The 22,851-nt window shown below is 48.0% G+C and carries 17 protein-coding genes; 2 read left to right on the top strand and 15 right to left on the bottom strand.

Going from position 1 to position 22,851, the window contains the following annotated elements; genetic code table 11:
- Nucleotides 1-53: 53 nt before the first annotated feature.
- From STSP1_RS05620 to STSP1_RS05655, 8 genes are all read right to left on the bottom strand, one after another.
- Nucleotides 54-1,634, bottom strand: a complete 1,581-nt coding sequence (locus STSP1_RS05620) for a sodium:solute symporter family protein (protein ID WP_085755413.1) — start codon at nucleotides 1,632-1,634, stop codon at nucleotides 54-56.
- A complete protein-coding gene (locus tag STSP1_RS05625) occupies nucleotides 1,624-2,814 on the bottom strand; it encodes a four-carbon acid sugar kinase family protein (RefSeq protein ID WP_085755414.1) in 1,191 nt (396 codons plus the stop codon). Before STSP1_RS05625 ends, STSP1_RS05620 begins: the two co-directional genes overlap by 11 nt.
- Entirely contained in the window at nucleotides 2,808-3,854 is a 1,047-nt protein-coding gene (gene pdxA, locus STSP1_RS05630; protein ID WP_226997518.1) for a 4-hydroxythreonine-4-phosphate dehydrogenase PdxA, read from the bottom strand. The genes STSP1_RS05625 and pdxA overlap by 7 nt, the downstream gene beginning before the upstream one ends.
- The gene (locus tag STSP1_RS05635) at nucleotides 3,851-4,792 is read right to left on the bottom strand and encodes a dihydrodipicolinate synthase family protein (protein ID WP_085755415.1); all 942 of its coding nucleotides are present in this window, start codon (nucleotides 4,790-4,792) and stop codon (nucleotides 3,851-3,853) included. Before STSP1_RS05635 ends, pdxA begins: the two co-directional genes overlap by 4 nt.
- Before the next feature lie 85 nt (nucleotides 4,793-4,877).
- Entirely contained in the window at nucleotides 4,878-6,041 is a 1,164-nt protein-coding gene (locus STSP1_RS05640) for an iron-containing alcohol dehydrogenase (protein ID WP_085755416.1), read from the bottom strand.
- 37 nt (nucleotides 6,042-6,078) lie between these two features.
- Nucleotides 6,079-8,796 (bottom strand): SUMF1/EgtB/PvdO family nonheme iron enzyme, encoded by a 2,718-nt coding sequence (locus STSP1_RS05645; protein WP_161491627.1) that lies wholly within the window; start codon nucleotides 8,794-8,796, stop codon nucleotides 6,079-6,081.
- Between the two features lie 701 nt (nucleotides 8,797-9,497).
- Nucleotides 9,498-11,438, bottom strand: coding sequence for a LamG-like jellyroll fold domain-containing protein (locus tag STSP1_RS05650; RefSeq protein ID WP_085755418.1), 1,941 nt, complete (start codon nucleotides 11,436-11,438; stop codon nucleotides 9,498-9,500).
- 168 nt (nucleotides 11,439-11,606) lie between these two features.
- Nucleotides 11,607-12,419, bottom strand: a complete 813-nt coding sequence (locus tag STSP1_RS05655; protein ID WP_085756668.1) for a type II secretion system protein — start codon at nucleotides 12,417-12,419, stop codon at nucleotides 11,607-11,609.
- A gap of 286 nt (nucleotides 12,420-12,705) precedes the next feature.
- Here STSP1_RS05655 and STSP1_RS05660 point away from each other — a divergent pair, with 286 nt between their 5' ends.
- The gene (locus STSP1_RS05660) at nucleotides 12,706-12,972 is read left to right on the top strand and encodes a hypothetical protein (RefSeq protein WP_085755419.1); all 267 of its coding nucleotides are present in this window, start codon (nucleotides 12,706-12,708) and stop codon (nucleotides 12,970-12,972) included.
- 299 nt (nucleotides 12,973-13,271) lie between these two features.
- Here STSP1_RS05660 and STSP1_RS05665 read toward each other — a convergent pair whose 3' ends face one another.
- From STSP1_RS05665 to STSP1_RS12740, 3 genes are all read right to left on the bottom strand, one after another.
- On the bottom strand, nucleotides 13,272-14,801 hold the full coding sequence (locus STSP1_RS05665) for a fibronectin type III domain-containing protein (RefSeq protein WP_085755420.1): 1,530 nt from the start codon (nucleotides 14,799-14,801) through the stop codon (nucleotides 13,272-13,274).
- 167 nt (nucleotides 14,802-14,968) lie between these two features.
- On the bottom strand, nucleotides 14,969-15,781 hold the full coding sequence (locus tag STSP1_RS05670) for a type II secretion system protein (protein WP_085755421.1): 813 nt from the start codon (nucleotides 15,779-15,781) through the stop codon (nucleotides 14,969-14,971).
- Nucleotides 15,782-16,151: 370 nt separating this feature from the next.
- The gene (locus STSP1_RS12740) at nucleotides 16,152-16,280 is read right to left on the bottom strand and encodes a hypothetical protein (protein WP_257789396.1); all 129 of its coding nucleotides are present in this window, start codon (nucleotides 16,278-16,280) and stop codon (nucleotides 16,152-16,154) included.
- A 308-nt stretch (nucleotides 16,281-16,588) separates the two neighbouring features.
- On the opposite strand from STSP1_RS12740, the gene STSP1_RS05675 reads away from it, so the two are divergent.
- A complete protein-coding gene (locus tag STSP1_RS05675; protein ID WP_085755422.1) occupies nucleotides 16,589-18,229 on the top strand; it encodes a glutamate synthase-related protein in 1,641 nt (546 codons plus the stop codon).
- Nucleotides 18,230-18,368: 139 nt separating this feature from the next.
- Here STSP1_RS05675 and STSP1_RS05680 read toward each other — a convergent pair whose 3' ends face one another.
- The 4 genes from STSP1_RS05680 to STSP1_RS05695 are packed head-to-tail and all read right to left on the bottom strand — an operon-like array spanning nucleotide 18,369 to nucleotide 22,720.
- Nucleotides 18,369-19,319 carry an ROK family protein gene (locus STSP1_RS05680; RefSeq protein WP_085755423.1) on the bottom strand — a complete coding sequence of 317 codons (951 nt, stop codon included), beginning with the start codon at nucleotides 19,317-19,319 and terminating at the stop codon, nucleotides 18,369-18,371.
- Nucleotides 19,320-19,363: 44 nt separating this feature from the next.
- Nucleotides 19,364-20,731 (bottom strand): sulfatase-like hydrolase/transferase, encoded by a 1,368-nt coding sequence (locus STSP1_RS05685; RefSeq protein ID WP_085755424.1) that lies wholly within the window; start codon nucleotides 20,729-20,731, stop codon nucleotides 19,364-19,366.
- Between the two features lie 20 nt (nucleotides 20,732-20,751).
- On the bottom strand, nucleotides 20,752-21,309 hold the full coding sequence (locus STSP1_RS05690; protein ID WP_085755425.1) for a nitroreductase family protein: 558 nt from the start codon (nucleotides 21,307-21,309) through the stop codon (nucleotides 20,752-20,754).
- 19 nt (nucleotides 21,310-21,328) lie between these two features.
- Entirely contained in the window at nucleotides 21,329-22,720 is a 1,392-nt protein-coding gene (locus STSP1_RS05695) for a sigma-54-dependent transcriptional regulator (protein ID WP_085755426.1), read from the bottom strand.
- Nucleotides 22,721-22,851 lie beyond the last annotated feature (131 nt).

Here is a 22,851-nt window from a genome sequence, read left to right on the forward strand (position 1 = left end):
TAATCGTTCTCCAAAGAAATCAAATTTCATCAATACAGTTTGCAGCAGCCCTGCTATTCATCGCTTTCCAGATAGCTTTCATTCCTGTATTTAGACCACCCGTAAATGGTCATATGTCGGATTTTTTTATCGGGCTTAAAGAAGAAGCTTGCAAAATACCCCACAACAATCACCACAAGATGGCTGTACACACCCATCATATACTTATGCTGATTGAAATTTAAATCGCCTAAATCAAGAAGAAGTGTTTTCTCATGGCCTCCTAAATCAAATTTAGTAGAGGTGAGAAGGGCATAAGCAGTAAAAAGGATGCAGGCAATAATTCCGATATTCAGCCCCTTTCGATTGGTTCTTTCGGTGAGTATGCCTAAGAGGAAAATACCCACAACACCGCCGGAAAAGATTGCATACAATCCAAACACAGTGCCGAGAATTGCCTGACCTCCCAAGAGGACATAAAGACAGGCAAAACCAACTGACAGAATACCGCATACAAGGATAATCAGCTTACCCATTCTAAGGCTCTTTTTGTCTGTGAGATTCTTTTTGAATCGCTTGTAGTAGTCTTCAACACCTACCGCTGCCAGACAGTTCAAATCTGAATTCAAGCTAGACATAGCCGCTGAAAATAATGCAGCTATGATCAAACCGGTTACACCCACCGGAATTTGCGTCATAATGAAATATGGGAATACCTCATCGCCGGCAATTCCCTCCGGCAATGCCCCTGCAGGAGTGCCGTAAAAAACCCAGAGCAGAGTGCCTATCAATATAAACAGAGTCCAAAGCGGAACGCACAAGAATGCTCCCGTGAGGGCAGCCTTAACCGCTTCCTTATCTGATCTGGCAACTAAGAACCTCTGCACGATTGTCTGGTCTGTACCGTATTTCTGGAGTGCGTAGAACACGCCGTTAATAGCCATTACGAAAAATGTAAGCTGGGTAAAATCCCAAGCGTATGGGCCGAGGCTCATCTTTCCGCTCTCCCATGCAGTTTCCATAACCCCGATTGGCCCCTGCTCGGGCTTGAACAGCAAAACAAGAAAACAAACAATACCGCCGCCGAAAAGAATCAGCCCCTGAATAACGTCCATCCAGATAACGCCTTCTATTCCGCCCACAAGGGTATAGATAATTGTTACAGCACCAACGATGATGATAACCAGATATGTGTTCTGGCCTGTCATTGCAGCAAGCGCCAGACCCATAAGGTAAAGAACGGTTCCCATTTTCGTAAAGTGCATCACGGAAAATCCCACAGAGCTGTAAATACGACCGAAGAAACCGAAACGTTTCTCAAAGTATTCATAAGCGCTGAGTCCGATAAATCGCCGGTATAAAGGAACAATAAACCATATCGAAACAATCAACGTGATAGGAACAGCCAACCCCTGAACCAATAGGATCCAGTTGCCGTCAAACCCTTGGCCCGGGTAGGCAAGAAAAGTAACACTGCTGATCAAAGTGGCCAGTACGGAGATCCCTATCGCCCAGGACGGTATAGACTTATTACCTTTAAAATAATTACTCGTAGATTTGCCTCGCTTGGCAAATATATTGCCCAAATAGGCAATCAGAGCCATATAAATAATAATAATTGACCAGTCAACCCAATGTAGTGTTTCAGTTGGCATAAGATTTACCTTTCATAAGAATCTCGCTTATTTTTTGAGGCCAGGCATAACTTCCCGGCTTAACTGTCAGAATTTGATTCGGGCTTTCCTCCACGCGCATTTCAACAACACCTCCAGCTTCCTGATGCGAAACTCGGAGCTGCTGCCAGCCCATTTTTCGAACAATCGCAGAAGAGGTTGCTCCCCCCTCAATATACAAATGAATCCTTGGGATATCAGAAAGAACCTCGTAAACCAGCAATGCAGTTAGAGCTGTCAGCCGACGGGCGCATTCAGCTCTCTTTAATTCGGGCTGATCAATGGCTGCAATCGCAATACTGTCTTCTCTCAGGGCAGTTTCAATTTCAGATGCCCATTGCTCGATATAAGTTCTTACATGCCCTGTAAACCGCAAGGCGTCTAAAGGCATTCTTCCTGCTTTGCAGCCGGATTCTTCGGCATTGCGAAGCATTCTTCGGCTGTAGTCCGAACTGCTTCCGAAAACAAAGAATGCCGGAAATTCGCTGCCGTGGAACGTTTGCTCCTGAATTGGATTGGCTTGCATACCTCTTGCTTTGAGCAGGGCAGAAAAGAAATCAGCAGCGCCGGCAGGAATCGTTTGTTCATCAACACTGCTAGCCCACCAGCGGCAATCATCATCAGTTTCCGCCTCAGCAATCCAAATCCCGTCGCTGGGGATATACTTGCCTCTGCGGAGCAGTCCATTTTGTGAAGCGGTTCGAAAATCCAACAGCTCAGCAACATTCGAGGAGATGAAAGGATATTCATCGTCTCTGGCAAATCCTGTTTCGCTCAAAGGCCTGCCGTTAATATAATACACCCCTTCGCTTACAACCCGCCCTCTTGAAGGGTTGGCAGGGGAGAGCAGAATCCTTCTATATTCAAATGCCTCCAGAAGCGCTTCTAATTCTGCTTTAACCTGCCCGCGCAAAACCGAATCGGTTTTTTTGTAAATCCAGTCTATACTCAGATCAGCCTCCTTTATCCGGCAAGCAATCTCCCTCACTCTCGCTGCGGCTTCATGGGCTGAACACAGTCTTGAATCTGTATCAACCACTATAAGCTCAGCATTTTCGGTTGGAGCGAAATGCGTTTGCACTTCAACGTTCATACCGTATTCCCGTCCAATGCCGGCAATTTCGGCGGCTCCTGAAAAATCGTCTGCTATCGCAATCACCATTCCACTTGTCCTCCTTCGGCCATCTTCGCTGCATACTCAATCGCATGCAGCAGGCTTTGTTCGCTGGCCTTGCCCTGCCCTGCAATATCAAACGCCGTTCCATGATCTACCGACACTCGAATTATAGGAAGCCCGAGCGTGATATTGATGCCATTAACTGACTCCCACTTCTTCATCTTCTCATCCCAGAGAAAGCCCAAAACCTTCAGCGGGATGTGTCCCTGGTCGTGATACATCGCCACTGCAATATCGTACTGCCCGCCTCGAGCTTTGGAAAATAATGTGTCCGGAGGTATCGGCCCTTCAGCGTTAATGTGCATTTGCCTTGCCAGCTCAACAGCCGGAGCTATTTCTTTTTCTTCTTCCCAGCCAAACAGGCCTCCATCGCTTGCGTGCGGGTTAAGGCCGGCAACCCCAATCAAAGGCGACTTAATGCCAAAACGCAAACAAGCCTCATTGGCCAGCTGAATGACTTTAAGAATCCTTTCCTTTTTAACAAGATCGCATGCCTTGCGAAGCGAGACGTGGGTGGAAACATGCACGACCTTCAAATTCCCGTCAACCAGAAGCATAGTATAATCTTTTGTGCTGGTGTATTCACCGTAAATTTCTGTATGGCCTGAGAAGTGGTGCCCTGCCTTATTTATTGATTCCTTGTTTATCGGTGCTGTTACTGTAGCATCAATTTCGTGGTTCATAGCCAGCGATATTACAGTGGTAACTGCATCAAAAGAAGCCTCCCCTGCCATTGCCGAAACAGCGCCGAGCTTGAGCGATGCGATATCTACATTCTTCAAATCAAGTACATCAACAGCACCAAACTCAAAACGTGCCTCGCTCACTTTGCCAACCGGATTAACAGCCGTATCAACATTTGCGATTTTCACAGCCTCCCGAATCACAGCGGCATCCCCCACCACTATCGGCCGAGCGAGCTCATATACGGACTGCTGAGCCGATGCTTTGGCGATCACTTCCGGCCCTATGCCGGCAGGGTCTCCCATGGTAATCCCAAGAATCGGTTTTGTGCTGCTGCTCATTTCTCCGCTGCTCCCGAAATAGGCTGAAAAACACCTTCACTTTTCATCTGCTCTTCAATCTCGGCTCTCTGATGGTCGCTTAGCATCTCCAGGGGCGGAAGCACCATTCGGCTGCAAAGGCCGAGCACGCTCATCATAGTTTTAAGAGCCGCAAGGGACTGCCCCAAAGACCGCCCTTTCTGATATATCGCAGAAACCATATTCGTCTGCTCCTGGAGATTTTCTGCGACAGAGTCATTGCTCTGGCGGGCGTTATCGAATAAATCCTTATACATCTTAGGTACTAAATTGCCCGAGCTGGGAACTATGGCATCTGCACCAAGCCTTGCGGCCTGTGAGCTCAAGGGAGCGCAGCCAACTGCAAATGAAAAGTCGTCCCGTCCGGAGAGCATGCCAATTATTTCTTCCATGCGTTCAGGATTTTTCTCAGAATCTTTAAGCCCCACGATATTTCGATGAGTGCTGAGCTTTTCAACAACCTCCACCGGAATAGACATATGGGTGGTTTTAGGGATATTGTAAAGCATCAGCGCACCTTGCACTTCCTCAGCCAGCTTGGAAAAATAGCTGCACATTTCCCCGCCGTCGAGTGGATAATACCACGGCAGATGAGCAACCACTGCATCAGCACCCGATTCCAAATAACTCCGCCCCGCCTGAACGGACTGGGCAAAACAGGTATCCGAGATCCCCGCATAAACGACTGCACGGCCGTTTGTGTGGTTAGCAACAGTATCCACCAGCTTCTCTTTCTCGCTTTGCGCTATTGATACCGACTCCCCTGTTGTTCCCAGCACAAAAACTCCCGATACACCACCCTCGCAAAGGTGATCGATAATTCTCCGCGCTGCAGAGAGATCAACTTCCCCCTGCTCTGTAAAGGGAGTTGCCATTGGAACTATAACTCCTGAATATTTTTCTTTAGCATTTGTTTTCATATTTTTCCCTGTCAAGTTTCATCTGCCTGTGGTTAATGAATATCAATTTGTTATTTAATCTGCCGAATCTCTGACTTGCTGAAGGTTAATACTTTAAAAGATGCTGATAGATTTTTTCCGCATCCTCCTGTGTTAGCTCTCGAACATTATTCTTGAGAAGCCTCGTTACAGACATAGCAGATTTCGCCATAGCCGGCACATCACTTTTGGCAATACCATACTGCGAAAGTGAATCAGGAATCTTGCATCTGCGGCAAATCTCCCGAACGCGTTCAATGCCAAGCAGCCCCGTTTCCATATCAGAGCTTTGCGCCGGGCAGCCAAGAGCTACTGCAATTTCAGCATATCTCTTCGGCGCAGCGGTTAGATTGAACTGCATAACCTCCGGCAGCAATATAGCATTTGCCGCTCCGTGGGCGATATGGAATTTCCCTCCAAGCGGATAAGATAAGGCATGCACTGCTGCCGTGTTTACCGGCCCAAGACAATACCCGCCATACATACTTCCAAGCGAAAGAGCGCTTCGGGCATCCATATCCTCGCCGTTTGAAAAGGCAGTTTCTATGTTCTTTCCGATCAGCTCAATGCCCCTGATGGCATAGGTGTCAACAAATTGATGTGCATGCAGATTAGCGTATGCCTCAACACAATGAGACAAAGCATCCATACCGGTAGCCGCTGTAATCTCGGGAGGAATCGAACGCGTTAGTTCGGGATCAACGTAAACAGCATCTGGCACAAGATACGGGCTTATCACCCCTTTCTTCAGGTCGGCCTTTTCATCAAGCAAAATAGCATTCGGGGAAACCTCGCTGCCGGTACCGGCGGTTGTCGGAAGGCAAATCAGCATTTTCTTTCTTGACCTGATCTTACCGGTTCCGAAAAGCTCATCAATCTGCTGTCCAGATCCCGGCACTGCGGCTGCAAGCTTGGCTGCATCAAGAACGCTTCCGCCTCCGATGCCAATCACCGCATCAATATGGTCTGTAACGTCTTCAAGAAGCCGCTCAAACATATCGATAGTGGGCTCTGTGTTAACAGAATCGTCAATCAATACAGATATCCCCGCCTGTTTGACTGAAGCTGCTATCGATTCGACCATCGGACGAATTGCCTTCGCCGTTACCAAAAGTATTCCCGTGCAGCCGCGACTGCTGAGCATATCTGCAAGCTGAGAGGCGCACCCGCTGCCGAATACCAGCGTTTGCGGGTGCGCAGTTTGTACAATTCTCTCAATAGAACTATCCATTAACCATCCTGTCTTTAATCTCTATGCTTAATCAGCTCTAATCATCAATTTCGCCGTTCTCAAACTCAACGCGGCTAATCAGCTCACCGTCAGAGCTCCAGCGTTCAGCGATTCCGTCGCATTTGAAATCACGCCATTCGGAGCGGGCTTTCATCTGACCATTCGGCCAGTACTGAGTCCAGTAGCTAGTGCCGTCGGCCTGATGGTCCCAGCGCCAACATACCTGACCATCTTCAGACCAGTATGTTTCCTGACCAATCTTCTTTCCTAATTCGTATCTTGCTTCACGCTTTTTACTGCCGCTTGGGTAGTACCAGATTTCCTTTCCGTGCAGAAGGAAGCGGCCGTCATCGGCAATTCCGCCGGAATACTCAAGCTTCAGCGTTCCGTCGGGATATGTTTCTTTGTATTTTTTCACATCCTCAATCGTTTCGGCGGAAGAAGACATAATCTGTTCTTCAGAATAAGATTGATTCTCATTTTCATCCGAGAGTATCCAAGCTTCATTCAGCTCGAAATGCAGACACGGTTCAGTCATTGTGGCGATCAGATGGATCATACCATTCGGCGCCTGACGAGCTACTGAATACCCAAGAGTTTCATGACCGCCGTGTTTATTGGATCTCTCGTGCTGCTGGTCTCCAACGAGCGGTTTGATTATCCAGCTCTCGCCATCATCTTCAGACAGGGCCACATACGAACCATCCTCTTTGATGCCGTCTGGTTTGTGGCCGTCGAAGTGCTGATAATCCCCCGCAAAAAACAGCCTGCCGCTCTCCAGACGCAAAACGCTCGGCCTTTGGTTCGTACCCTGAGCAGCAAACGGTGTTTTGCTCACTTCCCAAGTTTTCCCACCGTCTGAAGAAACGGCCTTGGGCATATATCCATCGATATCGGTGTTCTTTCCGCCCATCCCGAGAATCGTTTCGCCGTCGCTGAGCAGGGCGTATGTGGTGTGGCGTCCTGCGCTGCGCCCGCCGGTATCGTACCATGTTTTGCCTTTATCTGAGCTTGCCCATAAAACTGAGCGACCGCCCGAACCATCGCTGGCAACGTACATCGTGCCGTACTTATCACGCAGTGCTGTATTTATAGGCTGTTTGGAATGAGCGCCGATTTCTCCTTTGAAATGTGGAAAATGAACTTCGCTCCAATTGGCTCCGCTGTCCTTAGAGGTTCTCCACTGGAACGGAAACGCCCCTTCCAGATTCGGGCCTCCCCAGAAAAAGTACATCGTATCGCTGTCTGTCCAAAGCATCGGGGCATGGTCGTTAACAGCGGCAAAATCAAACATCGGATCCGGCATATCCCACTTATCCGCCCCGAAGCGAAGCCTGCTTGCAGCAAGTGTTACGCCCGGTTCGTATTCATCATAAGAGGTGTATGTGATAAGCAGAACATCCCCGTTCGGGCAAACCTCCATCGCAGGGCTGTGATTATGGCCTCTGAAGGACGGATGCATCCCCGCGCTGTCGATCTCCTCATTGGAGCTGTTGTCGAAAGGTACCGGCAGCAGATAACGTTTGCGGAAATAGGGCTCAGAAGGATCAGGTCCGATCTTTGCAATACCCTCATTTTTGCGAATGCCTTCCCGCACATAAGGTTCTTTGACAGGCATCGGCTTTGTGTCGGGCATCGGAGCCTGCACAACCCGAAATCCGATCCAGTGACTCCCCGGGATCTCTTCTTCAGGGCCTTCCACCATCGCTGCCTCTTCCTGTCCGTATGAAAATGCATCTTCAGGGATTACATGTAAATCCTCGCCCGGCCAGCTCCAAGACAAACGCAGATAAGTCCTGCTTCGATCGCGGTTGTAGGAAAGCTCAATTGGATACTTCTCGCCTTCCACCATATCCATTTTTGCCCGGTAATCGCCTTTTTCGTCCCACTCATCGATAATTTCCTCTCCGTCAATGATGAGCTTTCCGCCGTTTGCAACCCGCATGGCAAAAGTTACTTCGCCGGTGTATGGGGCTTCAATGTACCCGCGCCAGCAGGCAGACCAGTTCCGCCCTTTGTTTTTATCGTTAATCCAGTTATTATCCGGACGGCTCAAAATCGACTCACCCTTAGGGTTGGTTAAATCAGACTCCCCGTACCACGTGCCGATAAGGCCGGTTTTATACCCCTCTTGCAAATCTATGTCTTGCTCGTCTTTACTGCTGCCTTCAATCACTCCAAATGCAGGGGCAATAGAAGCTCGGCTGCTGGAGGTATTGAACATCTCTCGCTCTTCATAGCGGCTGTCGTTATCAGGGCAGCCGCCGCGGATTACACGAGCCATCCCGCTCTCCGAGCCTACTGGATCAATTTGCGGGTCTCTGGGATAATCACCGTACCAGTCGTAGCACCACTCCCTTGCACCTGTATGCATATTCTTAACGCCCCAAGCATTGCTCCACTCATGCTCGGGCTCATCATCACCGCTGGCATACAGCGTTGTGGTCCCTGCGCGGCAGGCATATTCCCACTCCGCCTCAGTGGGCAAACGATAGGGCTTGCCCTCCTTTTCGCTAAGCCACTCACAAAACTCAGCTGCATCATACCAACTCACGCCGCAAACATAATCTCCGAATTTGCCCTCAATATCCCAGTCCGGGTCAAACTGCTTGTACTGCTCAACGGTTACTTCCGTTTGGGAAATATAGAAGGGCTCGCTGATGGTAACCTCATGGGCAGGCCATTCATCCCAGTAATCCCTCGGCAAATCACTTCCCATCTGGAATGTACCTGCGGGAATGCGTACCATCTCCATATCAATTGAGTTGGCTGCTGTTTTTGATTCAGCAAGCGATGACGGTGAAAAACATTGAATAAAAATAAATAAAATTGCAAATGAGACTGAGTTAAAAGTATGTCTTAACATTTAATTTCTCCCGACTAAAGTCTAAAATGTTTTTTTCTTTATAATGCTAAAGAGGCCTTCGCTGCAGACCGCCTTGGATACATTGCTAACAAACAATGCTCGAATATTCTTTTTTGATGTAAAAAAAGCGGCAGATTGAAAAGGGGAGTTCGATTTAAGAACAGGAATAAAGGCAAAGCAGCACCCAATTTTGCAATTCGATTATTTGCTTGCTGCTGAGCAAGAGAATATCTCCCTAAGACAATGAACATATAATTCCAGCTTCCTTCCGCTCTTCTTGTTTGCAATAAAACCGTGCAAAGCCTTTCAATTAGAAATTAATCTTTTTCCCGTGCAGCTTTGCAGTGCGCCATAATTTTTTTTTGTTTAATATGGGCTTATGGCGGGGTCGAACAGCTCGCCGCAATAAGCCCTGATTTTTTAGATCTTCTTCTAAGCCTGCATATGAATGCAAGAGCTGTTGTATTCACAAAAGAACAGTGATGCCTTAGAATGCCGGGAAGGCCGGATATGATTCTGACCTTCCCAGCAGGGTTACTTATTCAAACTTCATCGCTGTCATTTCAAAGCATAGTTCTTATAAATTGATATTACGGACATTCCGTTGCTGGAACACGGCCGCAGTTAAGCCATTTTGCTGCCAATGCAGCTAAATCCTGCACATCAACGATGCAGTCATCGCCTGCGAGGTCATATTCAGCGTTATAAACGCATGTCCAGCCGCCAATGACGCCGTGGTAATCCTCAAGAACATCTTCATAGCTCATCGCATAGTTTAAGATTTTAATCTCATCTATACGTCCCACAAACTGATCATCACGGTCAAATGTATCGCTGGCTCCGATCAGGTTATCATTGCGTTCTCCATAATCAGGACGCTCGGTGTCGTCGAAATCACCATCTTCGATAACCTCCCCGTCTGCATAAATTTTCCAGTTCAGATCCTGATCAAGCGTAGCCACGATGTGAACCCATTGGTCAGATTTTTCTTCGAAGAAATTATCGACTCTTATGTCTTCGTTGCCGAAATAGACGCGAAGGTCTTGGTCGCTGCTGTAGCGACGCATTACGATATCACCCACGCCGCCGGTTAGATGCAAGATTCGTGCATCACGGTCTGAAGCTTCGCCGTCTAAGTAAACCCATGTAGAGAGAGTCATCCCTGAAGTAAAATTCTTAAAGCCTTCAGGCACTTCTACGATCTGGCCTAAGCCCTCAGTATCTGGGAATTCCAGCGCAGTGCGTCCTGCAGCGTCTCCTACATTCACACCTTCTACGTAAACCGGCGGGTCAATCACTGGCATAAATCCGTCGTAGTTGCCGGTGGTGTCGGTAAGGTCGTTGTCGAATTTCCATTCAGCAATCAAGCGCTCAACAGTGAGGTATGCCGGTTCGGTTTCTAAAGAAGAACCAGCACTGTTTTCTGCAACGCAAGTGTAAGCCCCATCATCGCCGGCCGCAGCATTGTTAATGGTCAATGCAACCTCATAGAGATCGTTTCCAAGAGATGTAATAACAGGAGATGCACTTAACGCATCACCATCCAAATACCATGTAGCTCCGCTTACGCCCGCATTCGACGTGAAAATTGCGGTAAATTCTGCCGTCTCGCCCGGCTGAACAGACTGAACTGCCGGAGCTGGTTGACTGTCAACTACCGGAATAGAGACAGTTTCAAACTGATAAACAACAGTGTTCGGATCCCCGCCGCTGGTCTTTTCTATTGCCCATGAATAAGTTTGGGGAGCCTGGAGGGGAAGGAAGCTGGCTGGAATATCAACACAAACCTGCGTACCGTCTGTTGCAATGGTGCCGGTTGAGTCGATCTTTGTGAGCATGGTGCTGTAATTGTTCACTGTGGCATCGCCTGCTCCAAAATATACATCAGCAGACCCATACTTATAATTATCCCAGCAAAGCTGCGATAAATTCAAGTCGGCAACCTCAGCGTTATTCCCAGGCGATGGGTTTACAGGGCCGGTTGCTGCTTCAATCCGCACTGCACCATCGCCCAAATCGCTTAATACCAGAGCGTCATATCCGCTCTGAAGCTCAAACATACCTGCGTCGTACCAATCCTGGGCATCATAACTGGGAGAACCCCCGCCTTCACCAAAGCCGCTCTGGATTATCATAACACCGCCGCCGACATATATCTTGCAGCCTTCATCTGTTTTCGCCTGCATGGCATAAGTTGTAAAAGTTCCCTCATTCAGCCAGATCTCAGCCGGGCCGTCGTTATCAGGAAACTTATATCCATCGCTTTCATTAGTACTGGTAAACGTGCCGCCGTCAAGAATAAGTTTGGATGGTACGTCAGTTTCTATACGGTCATGATCAGTGCGGTCATCTGTCGTTATCGAACCGCCTGCAGCTATCCTCAAAATACCGTCTGCCGGATCGGCTTCATCTTGTACTGCTGTCCGCTCTGTCCATACTACATCAGTATTGATAACTGTTTCAGCGTAAACACCGAACGAAAGAGCCATTATTGCCGCAAGGGCAATCAATACATATCTTTGATTAAACATTTTCTTAGCCTTTACTTAAAAATTAACATTAAATCATGCGTAAATAAACTTCGCATTTTCCTGACATTAAAATTTCCCCATAGGCATCACTCTCCTTATAAAAAACTTCATTACCTTCGAATCCACAAGATTGAATGCATACGCCAGTTCACATGCGTAAATGTGAGATTACCAGAAATACGGACGGCTGTTCCCTGATGAATGGGAGTAGTGTCCTTTTCTTCCTTCATCGCTCATTACAGGTTTGTTGTCTGTGCCCATTACTTCCGGGTCAACCCTCTCGACATGACCATCAATATACCCGCGGTTGGCGCCTTCGATTGCCCTCAAGATATCTTCGAGCCTATAATCGCCGCTTGAAGTTTCTATAGAGCCGAACTTGCTCCCGCCTTCGGCATGATTTACATTACCCCAGCCTTCATTTGCGTTGTAGATGTTCCAGTCCGTAGTTATAAGAGCGTCTGAATCGTTCTTTTCCACTTTCGGCAGAGCAGCCTTAGGGTTCCTGTCGTTCCAGCCTTCCGGGTCCTGCGGGTCGTAAAGGCCGGGCAGATACAGAAGGCTTGTAGCCCACATCCTCTGCTCTCCGCTTTGATCCCATACAGGTCGAACTGGCTTCTGGTAGATCGAGTTGTTCCCCGGACAGCTGATAACATCCTTGTCTTCCCCAATGTAGGGCAGAAGCCTGTCAACAAGCGTCACAGACCATTCATACGGGATGGTATAATCTATCCACTCACCTCTGTAGTACAGCTGGTTTTTCATAAAGCTGTGGTCGTTGTTTGCTGCGTATGTGAGCGTGGCAGTAACGATAGACCGCTGGTTTGAAGCACAAACTGTATAGCGTGCCTGCTTCCTCGCCTTGCCTAATGCCGGCATGAGAATAGCCATAAGCAAAGCGATAATCGAAATTACAACCAACAGTTCGATGAGGGTGAACCCAAATGTAGGGCGAGTTTTTTTTGTGCGAAGAAATGACATTGTTAAAGTCCCCTTTGAAATGAAATTTATTTTTTTAATATCCATCTTGCAAATCCTGCATATTTTCAAAACTCAGTTATCTGACTTGAATAATAACATATGCTAAAACGTATTTGCGGTCAAGCAAAATTTCAATTTTTTCCTGATTTTCTCTCACTTTCCAAAAGCAAGCAGGCTTTTTTAAGCCCTAACACAAGGAATTATAAGAATTTACAAGAAATGCTAAAACGTATTTGCTTTTAAAAAATATTTTTGTTTGCAGTTTTTTAAACCGAGCTGATGCGGTGTGAATCGAGAAAACCAGCGGGAATCGCAAAAACGTATTTACAAAGAAAGAAAAAACTATCATCGTTCTGCTGGGGACTCCTCGGAGCCCGGGAAAATCAGCATAAGCTTCGAGAATATCCCGCAGTTGAACTGGCTTATATCTATTCAAAGACTTGACTGGAGCTTTCGCTGCGCATCTGCGTCTGAGAGGCTTTTAACCCTCCGAAAAACTCCACTTGACGGCAAATCCCCTGGCCTGCAGGACTATCCGTTTTTTATTGAATAACCGATTCCCCCTGAGTTTCTCCATACCTGTCTCTGATTTCCTGCGGGAGGTATGGAATGTAATCAGAGCGCTCGCTCTGGCTTGCTTATCGAATAAGAATCATTAGTGGAAATTCAGCGTGAATTGATGATTTGCAGCTGTGGAAGGGAAGGATTCTGGCTCCAAGGCAAAAAAAACTGAGACTATTCAAAGTTTTATAACAAATGAAAATGGCTTATTGCGGGGCTGAACAGCTCGCCGCAATAAGCCATAATCTTTTAGTTATTATTTAAGCCTGCATATAAATGCAGCTTTTTTATTTACAGGTTGTAGTAATCGCAGGCATCTTCAGGAACATAGCCGCAGCCCAGCCATCCCATAGCCTGAACAGCAAGGTCTTCAAGGTTCACGCGGCAGTCTCCGTTTTCATCGCCGGGCAGCCGGTCTCCTTCATTACAAATCGGTTCAATGGTATCAAACGACCAAACCACGTTCGGGTAAATCTCACCGTCAATAACGGCATCAACCCTCCAGTAGTATGTCTCATTGTAATCGACTCGTCCGATATTCAAGCTGTTTCCTGTAACATCGCCAACTTTCACGCTTGGATCAGCGTTTTCTACGAGTGTTTCATCATTGCTGAAGTAAACTTCATATTTTTCCGTAGAGTAGTTATTTGTCCACTGGAGCGTAACATCGACCGGATCAACATCATCCTCGGCCAGACCATTCGGATCAATGAAATCTTCCCTGTAGATGAAGCTATGGAAACTTGCAACGTTGCCTGTATAAACAGTTTCGTCTCCTGTGGTCTCATTTGGGTCAACAACGTCAACACGCCAGTAGTATTCCTCATTAGCGGTAAGGTCTTCAGCAAGATCAAGTTTAATTCTCCCGTTCTCACCAGGTGTTGTATCAGGACCGTCAACAACGATCGGTGAAACACCTGTAAGATCTGATTGATCTGAGAGGAAAACCTCATAATAGTGGCTGTCTGCAAGTTCCTCAGTAGGAACATGCCAACTCAGATCAGTATCAATCGGCACCTGAGTGTCGCCGTCGGCAGGACTCTTTGCTACAGCATAGTAAGATTTGGCAGTAATTGTGAACCAAGCGCCGTCCCATTCAGAAATCACAATGCGGCCTGGTACGTTGAAGTATTCATAAGCGGTAAGAATACCTTCATCAACCCAGTCCTGAGCCTGGCCGTCGCCCTCGCCGTCGTCTGTGTAGTTTCGGGCAATCTTGAGAGTTGCAAGGGAAATATCGATATTGATGTCCTTGTATCCGCCCTGATCTGCAACGTCCTGAGGTACGGCTGAGTCGATTTTAACATCGTTATTAACCGTCATAAGACCGTTGGCAAGAGTTAAATAAGCTTGACCTGCCTTCATTTCATGAAGCATGCGAAGCTCGCCGTCAACATAAATCTCTCCGTTTTCCATCGTGCAAATTGCTATAACTCCGCCGGGGTAATCAGGGTCAAAGTCGCCGTCGTCTCCAAAGCGGAAGTCGTCATCAATTTCCAGATAGGCTCCGGGCTTTACAATCAATTCGCCCATTTCGTCGCAATCATCTCCAAGGCGGAACCGACCTGTACCGCAATAGACAGCGGGATCGCCGCTTGGCGTACACAGAACAGGCAGATATTCGTCGTAATCCTCGTCCTGGCCAATGTCTATATAGGCGTTGTCACTGTAGTCCTCCATGTCATCAGGCTGACTCCAATTCTCCCATGTCCTCCACAGGTAGTCTCCAGTGTTGTTTTCCCAGTGCGGCGAGGCAAAAGTAATGCCTGCTGCTGCAAAAACAACTAACGCGATCATTAGATAATTTTTTCTTGTCATCATAATTGACTCCTTTAAAAATACATTAATTACATAACATGCATAACAACATTCCATTTTACTGGAATAAAGAATTCTCCATAGGCATCACTCTCCGTATTAAAGCTAACAATACTATTCATACACGCAGGATAGACCGAATAAGCCAACCCAAACACGTTCTTCTAAAATCACCAGAAATAAGGACGGCTGTTTCCGGATGCATGGGAATAATGTCCGTCACGGCCTTCCTCGCTCGTTACCGGCATATCGTTTTTACCCATAACCTCCGGGTCAACCTTCTCAACATGCCCGTCGACATACCCTCGGTTTCCGCCTTCCATAGCATCAAGTATATCTTCCAGTCTGTAATTTCCGCTTGATGTCTCGATAGAGCCGAACTTGCTCCCGCCTTCGGCGTGGTTGACATTCCCCCAGCCTTCCTGCTTGTTGAAGATGTTCCAGTCTGCTGTGATAAGGGCGTCTGAATCGTTCTTTTCCACTTTCGGCAGAGCAGCCTTAGGGTTCCTGTCGTTCCAGCCTTCCGGGTCCTGCGGGTCGTAAAGGCCGGGCAGATACAGAAGGCTTGTAGCCCACATCCTCTGCTCTCCGCTTTGATCCCATACAGGTCGAACTGGCTTCTGGTAGATCGAGTTGTTCCCCGGACAGCTGATAACATCCTTGTCTTCCCCAATGTAGGGCAGAAGCCTGTCAACAAGCGTCACAGACCATTCATACGGGATGGTATAATCTATCCACTCACCTCTGTAGTACAGCTGGTTTTTCATAAAGCTGTGGTCGTTGTTTGCTGCGTATGTGAGCGTGGCAGTAACGATAGACCGCTGGTTTGATGCGCATACTGTGTAGCGTGCCTGTTTTCTGGCCTTGGACAAGGCCGGCATAAGGATTGCCATAAGCAGCGCGATAATCGAAATTACAACCAACAGTTCGATCAGAGTGAACCCAAATGTAGGGCGAGTGTTTTTTGTGCTAATAAATGGCATTGCCAAAGCCCCCTTTAAAATTAAATCCTGTTTTTACTAACAATAATGCAAATCCTGCATTATATTCAAAACTCAATTATCTGATTTTTATAACAATATATGCTAAAACGTATTTGCTGTCAAGCAGATTTTCTAATTATCTTCAATTTTCTATTGCCTGCTCAAAAGTAAAAACCACTTTTAAGGCCTAAATCAAGGCATTACAAGAATTTACAGTAAATGCAAAAACGTATTTGCCTTAAAAAGCTATTCGTTTTTTTCGGCTTTTTGAACTGATTCTTGGGGCATGCAGCGATAAAAACTGCAGATTGTGCAAAAAGGTATTTTCACTAAAGAGCTGCGAATCTTTGAACTGAGCAAAGCTTTCACTTTAAGCCCCAGCAAGGGGAATCAGGCTCTGAGAAAAAATTTGGAATGCCCCGCTCACCTTCCCTGCCCTGGTGTTCACAGCCTTGGGCTTGAAGCCTTTTGCGGATTCTTGCGTGGCTCTGATTGTCATTGGTATTCCGCAGCGATTTTACGAGGCGAACATTTAAACAGAGCCGCACGTGGAGGCCTGCCGCAGGCGGAGAACACGCGGATAGATTCGGCTTTAAAGAGCTTTGCCAAAAAGAATTATCGCACACAAAAACAGGGGAGAGGCATATTAGTTGTTTACAAACGGGTTTGATTTCTTAGAATTTCCTACCTGCGCTTAGGGTTAATCCATCTTGTTACAGTCTCACAGTATGCGCAAGAAAAAAATCTTAGCCGGTTGGGCGGAACCGGCAGTTATAAGATAAAACAAATAAGTGAAAGGATTGTTTTATGATTCAATGGCCAAAATCTAATGACGCACTGGGCACCGTAAACCGCGGCAACCCGTGCGAGTCGGGTCTATGTACTCTGTGTCTGTCTTCATGCAAAGGCAAATGCGAAACCTGGATGTCTTCTCTGGTTGGCAGGAAACTGCTTTACCCAAGGGAATTCGGAAATATCACATCAGGTTCAGCAAATGTAACCAGCCTCGGGCTGGGCTATCATTCCCTTCGGATTCAGGGGTATGCATACGGTTCAAGGGGACTTGCAGAAGGGCTCACCAAAGATCCTGACGACTGCATCTTCCCGAATGTAAACATCGAAACCGAGTTCGGCAATGAAATAACGACCAAATGCCGCCTGCCTATTATGACAGGTGCTCTTGGCTCAACATTTATCGCCGCAAAATACTGGGACTCATTTGCTGTGGGCGCTGCTCTCTGCGGATTTCCAATTGTTATCGGCGAGAACGTTGTAGGCGTTGACAGAAAATCAGACTACTCAGACGGACGCATCAGATCAGCCCCCGAGCTTGAAAGACGAATTGACACATTCCTGCGATACTACGACGGCTACGGCGCTGTTATCGTTCAGATGAATGTAGAAGACACCAGAAACGGCGTAGCCGAATACATCGCTGAGAAATACGGCGACAAAGTGATCCTTGAGCTCAAATGGGGACAGGGCGCAAAGGATATTGGCGGTGAGATTCAGGTGAAAGACATTGAATACGCCAAGTTCCTCAAAGACAGGGGCTATGTTGTAGATCCGAATCCGTACGACCCTGTTGTAGAGGCTTCTTACAACGACGGGTCTCTGCGTTCTTTCGCAAGGCACAGCCGCCTCGGAGCTACAGATATCGATTCAGTTGAAGGCGTTAGCAAGGGCTTTATGGATAAGGTTGAATACCTCCGCAAGCTCGGCTTCAAGAGAATCTCACTTAAGACAGGCGCTTACGGAATGGAAGCTCTGGCTCTGAGCATCAAGCTCGCATCAGAAGCCAAGCTCGATCTTCTTACGATCGACGGCGCAGGCGGGGGTACCGGTATGAGCCCGTGGAATATGATGGACCACTGGGGCATCCCGTCTCTGAGTCTGCATGCCAAGGCATACGAATACTGCAAGATCCTCGAAGCACAGGGTATGAAGGTGCCGGATATATCATTTGCCGGCGGATTTGCAAGAGAAGACCACCTCTTCAAGGCAATCGCTCTGGGCGCTCCGTTTACCAAGCTGGTATGTATGGGGCGTGCTCCGATGATTCCCGGGTATCTGGGAAGCAATATCGAAGGCGTTTTCTATCCCGAGAAGAAGAAGCAGCTCAACGGCCACTGGGACGAACTGCCTAAGAATGTAAAAGACATCGGAACAAAACCTGAAGAGATTTTTGCCGGCTGGGAAGCCGTTAAGGACAAAGTGGGTGCGAATGAGATGAAGAATATTCCATTCGGCGCTATCGCTATGCAGGGATATGCAGACAAACTCGGCTGCGGCCTTCAGCAGTTTATGGCAGGTGCGAGGAAGTTTAACATCAGCGAGATAGACCGCGACGACCTTATGGCAGCCAACAAGGAAACAGCAGACGAAACAGGCATCAAGTTTATGAGCGAAGCTCAGGACGATGCAGCGAAGACCATCCTCAAGGGCTGAGCGGCTAAAATATAACCAAACACCAAACGGCAGGGCAAACACGCTCTGCCGTTTTTTTTTCGCTTCAGGTTAGAATCCCTGCAATCAGCGGGACGTTTGGATTATATCAGCTTCGCCCCGCAGCGCCGGCGCAGTTATCTCAAGCCAGAAAATGGCGTCTTGCAACGGCAGCAGCTCCGATCATCCCAGACTCTGTTCCGAGGGTTGAGAAGGCGAGGTCTGTTTCGCCTTTTCTGCTCGGCCAGCAATATTTATCGAAATAGAATTTGATTTTATCGAGCAGGAAATCGCCCGCTTGAATCATCCCGCCTGCAAAAATCACCCTCTCGGGGTTGGCAGCGTTCTGCAGATTTATCGCGAGCAAAGCAAGCACCTTCGCCGTTTCGTCCACAATGCTCAGGGCAAGCCTGTCGCCTTTTTGAGCTTCTGTAAAAACGGCCTCACTGGTGATCTGGTCATAAGCCGAGAGCGAGCTGGTTACCCCTGCCTGAACGAATTCCTTCGCCCGCTCGGCAGTATTTGATGCAGAGGCATACGCCTCAGCGCAGCCTCTTTGTCCGCAGCCGCAGAGCCTGCCGTCGGGATAGATTATGATATGGCCAACTTCGCCTGCACTTTCCCTGAATCCGTGAAGGAGGTGGCCGTCGCAGACAATCCCTCCGCCCACGCCTGTACCGAGGGTTACGAAGGCTATATCTTCGCTTTGTTCGCCCTTGCCGCATTCATACTCCGCCCAGCAGGCGGCGTTGGCGTCGTTTTCGATAACCACCTCACGCCCGAGCTTGCTGCTGAAAATATCGCGTACAGGGCAGTTTTCAAATCCGGGAAGGTTAGGCGGATTTATCAGAATCCCTTCGCTCAGGTTTGCAGGCCCGGGAAGCCCCATACCTGCTATGCAGATATCATCAAGCTGCAAGCCGTTTTCTGAGGCGAGCCTGTTATGCTCTTCTGCAACTCTTTCAAAAACATCTTCCGGCCCTTTTTCCGGCATTGTTTCGATAGAGCTCTTGCAGAGGAGCCTGAAATTATCATCAATTAAACCAACCTTCACGTTGGTACCGCCTAAATCTATTCCCGAATAAACTCTCATATAAAAATTTCCAGATTAAAAATAGTTATCTTCTGCCTTCTGTATTAAAGACTAACGTTTTTCTTTTTCGCTTTATTTGGTTTGTAGTTTGGGTTGGGCTTCATTTCCTGCGCACCCACTTCATCCCGCCAGCGACAGAGATCTTCGTAGAGCTCTTTTGTTTTCTCCGGCATCTTTTCTGCAAGGTCGTTCTTCTCGGAGATATCCCTTTCGAGGTTGTAGAGCTCTTTCTTGCCGTCTTCGAGATATTCAATGAGCTTGTAGTCGCCCTTTCTTATTGCACTTGCAGGTTTGGTTTTGTGGTAATGCGGGTAATGCCAGTAAATTGCCTCTCTGTCAATAGGCCTGCCTTCCTTTAGAAGCGGGCAGAGGTCAACGCCGTCGAGTGTTCTGTCAACTTTGTTTATCCCCGCCATTGAAAGGATTGTAGTGTATAAATCGTGGCTCGTTGCGATTTCTTTTGTTTCCTCGCCGGCTTTTGTTACTCCAGGCCATTTGAAGATAAGCGGAACGCGTATTCCGCCTTCATAAAGCGTTCCCTTGCCGGCACGGAGGGGATAATTATGCGTCTTGCCGAAAAGACCGCCATTATCAGAGAAGAATATCACGATTGTATCCTCAAGGTCTTCGTGCTTCAGGAATCTTAGCATATCTGCAACGCTCTTGTCCATATCGGCCACCATCGCAGCATAGTCCGCTCTGTCCTGATACCTCGGCTCGAGACGGTCAAAGTATTTTTTGTACTTCTCCTTAGTATCGCTTGAGCCGTAAACCGGCGTATGCACAGTGTAGTGCGAGAGGCAGGCAAAGAACGGCTTGTTTTGCTTTTTGCTGTCTCGGATGAAGTCCTGACACTGACGGGTGAGAGTTACTGTGCCTTTGGGGTCTTTGTCTGTTCTCTTCTTGTTGAGGCTCCAGTTTTCACCGCCGCGGTCGAATCCCATTTCTGTAGGGTGCGCACTGCCGCCCTGATGCCATTTGCCAAGCCAAGCGGTGTTATAGCCAATTTCCTTGAGGGCTTCTCCGATGGTTATCTCTTTGTCGGGAAGGCGTTTCTGCCAGTCTGGAATTTGCAGCTTTTCGTGGGGGTGTTTATGCCCGGGTATCCAGTCTGTAAGATGAAGCCTTGCAGGGTGTTTGCCTGTGAGTATGCTTGCCCTTGTAGGCGAGCATACTGGGCAGGCTGCATAGGCATCGCTGAAGCTCAGCCCTTCCCTTGCGAGCTTGTCAACGCTCGGGGTATGGTAAGATTCGCTGCCGTAGCAGGAAACATCGCTGTAGCCCAAATCATCAATTAGAATCATAAGTATGTTTGGTTTTTTGCTCTGCTCTGCAAATAGATTTCCGCCTCCGATCGAAGCGGCTAATACGCCTGCGCCAGCAGTTTTAATAAAATTTCTCCGTGATAACATAGTACAAATCCTCGTTAAAATTAAAAATCAATCAGCAAGTCTTCAGCCGGCATTCTTCCGGACGGTTCTTCCATCGCCTGAATCTGCTCGGGAAGCCTTGTTTTATCGCCTTTCCGCCCCACTGCAACCGCAGCAGCAACTGCATAATCATCGCTTAGCCCAAGAAGCTCTGCTGCCTTCTGCTGTTTGAAGCCAGCCATTGCGTGCATACTTATCCCCATCATCTGCGACTGAAGAGCCATTGCCATCCAGCTTGCGCCCGCATCGAAAAACGCCCATTCATTCGGGTTTCCGCTTTGCATATATGTTTTCTTATAGACAATGTAAATAAGAGCGGCCGCACCGCCTGCCCATGCCTGATTTGGCTTTACAAGAGTTTCCACAAAGGCCTTCTTTTTCTCCTCGCTCAGGGCAACTGCAAACCGCCAAGGCTGCTCATTATAGCAAGACGGGCTCCACCTTGCAGCCTCAAGGATAGTGAGGATCTGCTCCTGAGTTATAGGTTCATCTGAGAACGCCCTTGGCGACCATCTCTCCAGAAATACTGGATTTATATCTTTATCCGCTTTTCGCTGCATCTGAGATCTCCTTCGAAATCTAATTTAGTCCGTACTCTTTTATCTTCCTGTAAAGCGTTCTCTCGCCTATGCCGAGGATACTGGAGGCCTTTTCTCTGTTGCCCTCGGTCATTTCGAGAGTGCTCTGGATTGCCTGCTTTTCAATCTCCTCAAGAGACTGCCCTGCCAGCAGCTTCGGCTCTGCCTCGGGCTTGGGGCTGCTGAGCTTGGGCATTGAGTTAACCTCCGGCGGAACATCCCCGGGCTCAATCACGTCCGACTCGCTCATCAGAGCCATCGTCCTAACAACGTTTCTAAGCTCTCTTATATTTCCGGGCCAGGGGTAGCTCAGAAGTATATCCATACAGTTTTTCGAGATGTCCTTGGTATCCACTCCCAGCTCAGAACAGGCCTGTTCGAGGAAATAATACAATAAATCAGGGATGTCTTCCTGCCTAGAACGAAGCGGAGGCAAAACAATGCTCACCCCCTTGATCCTGAAGTAGAGGTCTTCCCTGAATTTTTTCTGCTCTACGAGCTTGGAAAGGTCGCAGTTTGTTGCGCTTACTACCCTTACATCCACTCTCACAGGCTTGTTCGAACCGACTGGAATGATTATCCCATCCTCAAGCACGCGAAGGAGCTTTGCCTGCATACTCATCGGCATATCGCCAATCTCATCGAGGAATAAAGTGCCTTTATCGCCCACCTCGAATAGTCCCTTTCGGTCTGTGGCGGCGCCGGTGAAAGCACCTTTTACATGGCCGAAAAGCTCGCTTTCTAGCAGTGATTCATTCAGCCCAGCGCAGTTTATTGGGCGGAATTCGTTGCCCGCACGGTTTGAGTTCATATGTATAGCACGGGCAGTAAGCTCTTTCCCAGTTCCCGATTCGCCCTCTATCAAAACGCTGAGATTGGTGGGGGCGGCCTTGCTTATCACCTTGTAAATATGCCGCATTGCGGGGGATTTGCTCTTTACGCCCTCGAAATAAAAGCTGCGGTCTGAACCTGCCTGACCGGATCGGGCGGCCTGAATTGGATCGGGCGCGCTGAGGCTGAAACTCTTATTGAGCCCTTCAAAAAGCTTTTCGAGAGATTCACGAGTTACTGGCCTTTCGAGAAAATCATAAGCACCGAGCCAAATCGCCTGCTTGCAGGCATCAATTGAGGCAGATGAGGCAAGCATTACAAACCTCGCTGCCCTGTATTGACGCTTAAGCCCCTTGATAAGCTCAAAACCGTCTATCTCAGCCCCGGCCATCATATCCGTAAGCACCAGCGGAGCCTTCACGCGGTTCATCACATTAGCCGCATCTTCTGCGCTCTGGGCGTAGTAAACCCTTTCGCAGAGCCCCTCAAGAAGACTTCCAACGCGTTCGGCGCGTCTGGAGTTTTCGTCAACTATAAGAACTGTTATGCCTCTGTCTTTCATCGATTTATATATTCTCCGGAAGTTTTATGCCGGCAAAATAGCGGGTACAGCATTCTCTATCAAGCCCGAAAATTATGCCGGCAGAAACTTTGGCTTTGCAGTAAAATTATTCAAAGGCATTAGTATAAACT

Origin of the sequence: Sedimentisphaera salicampi, assembly GCF_002117005.1 — a bacterium.
Lineage (GTDB): Bacteria > Planctomycetota > Phycisphaerae > Sedimentisphaerales > Sedimentisphaeraceae > Sedimentisphaera > Sedimentisphaera salicampi.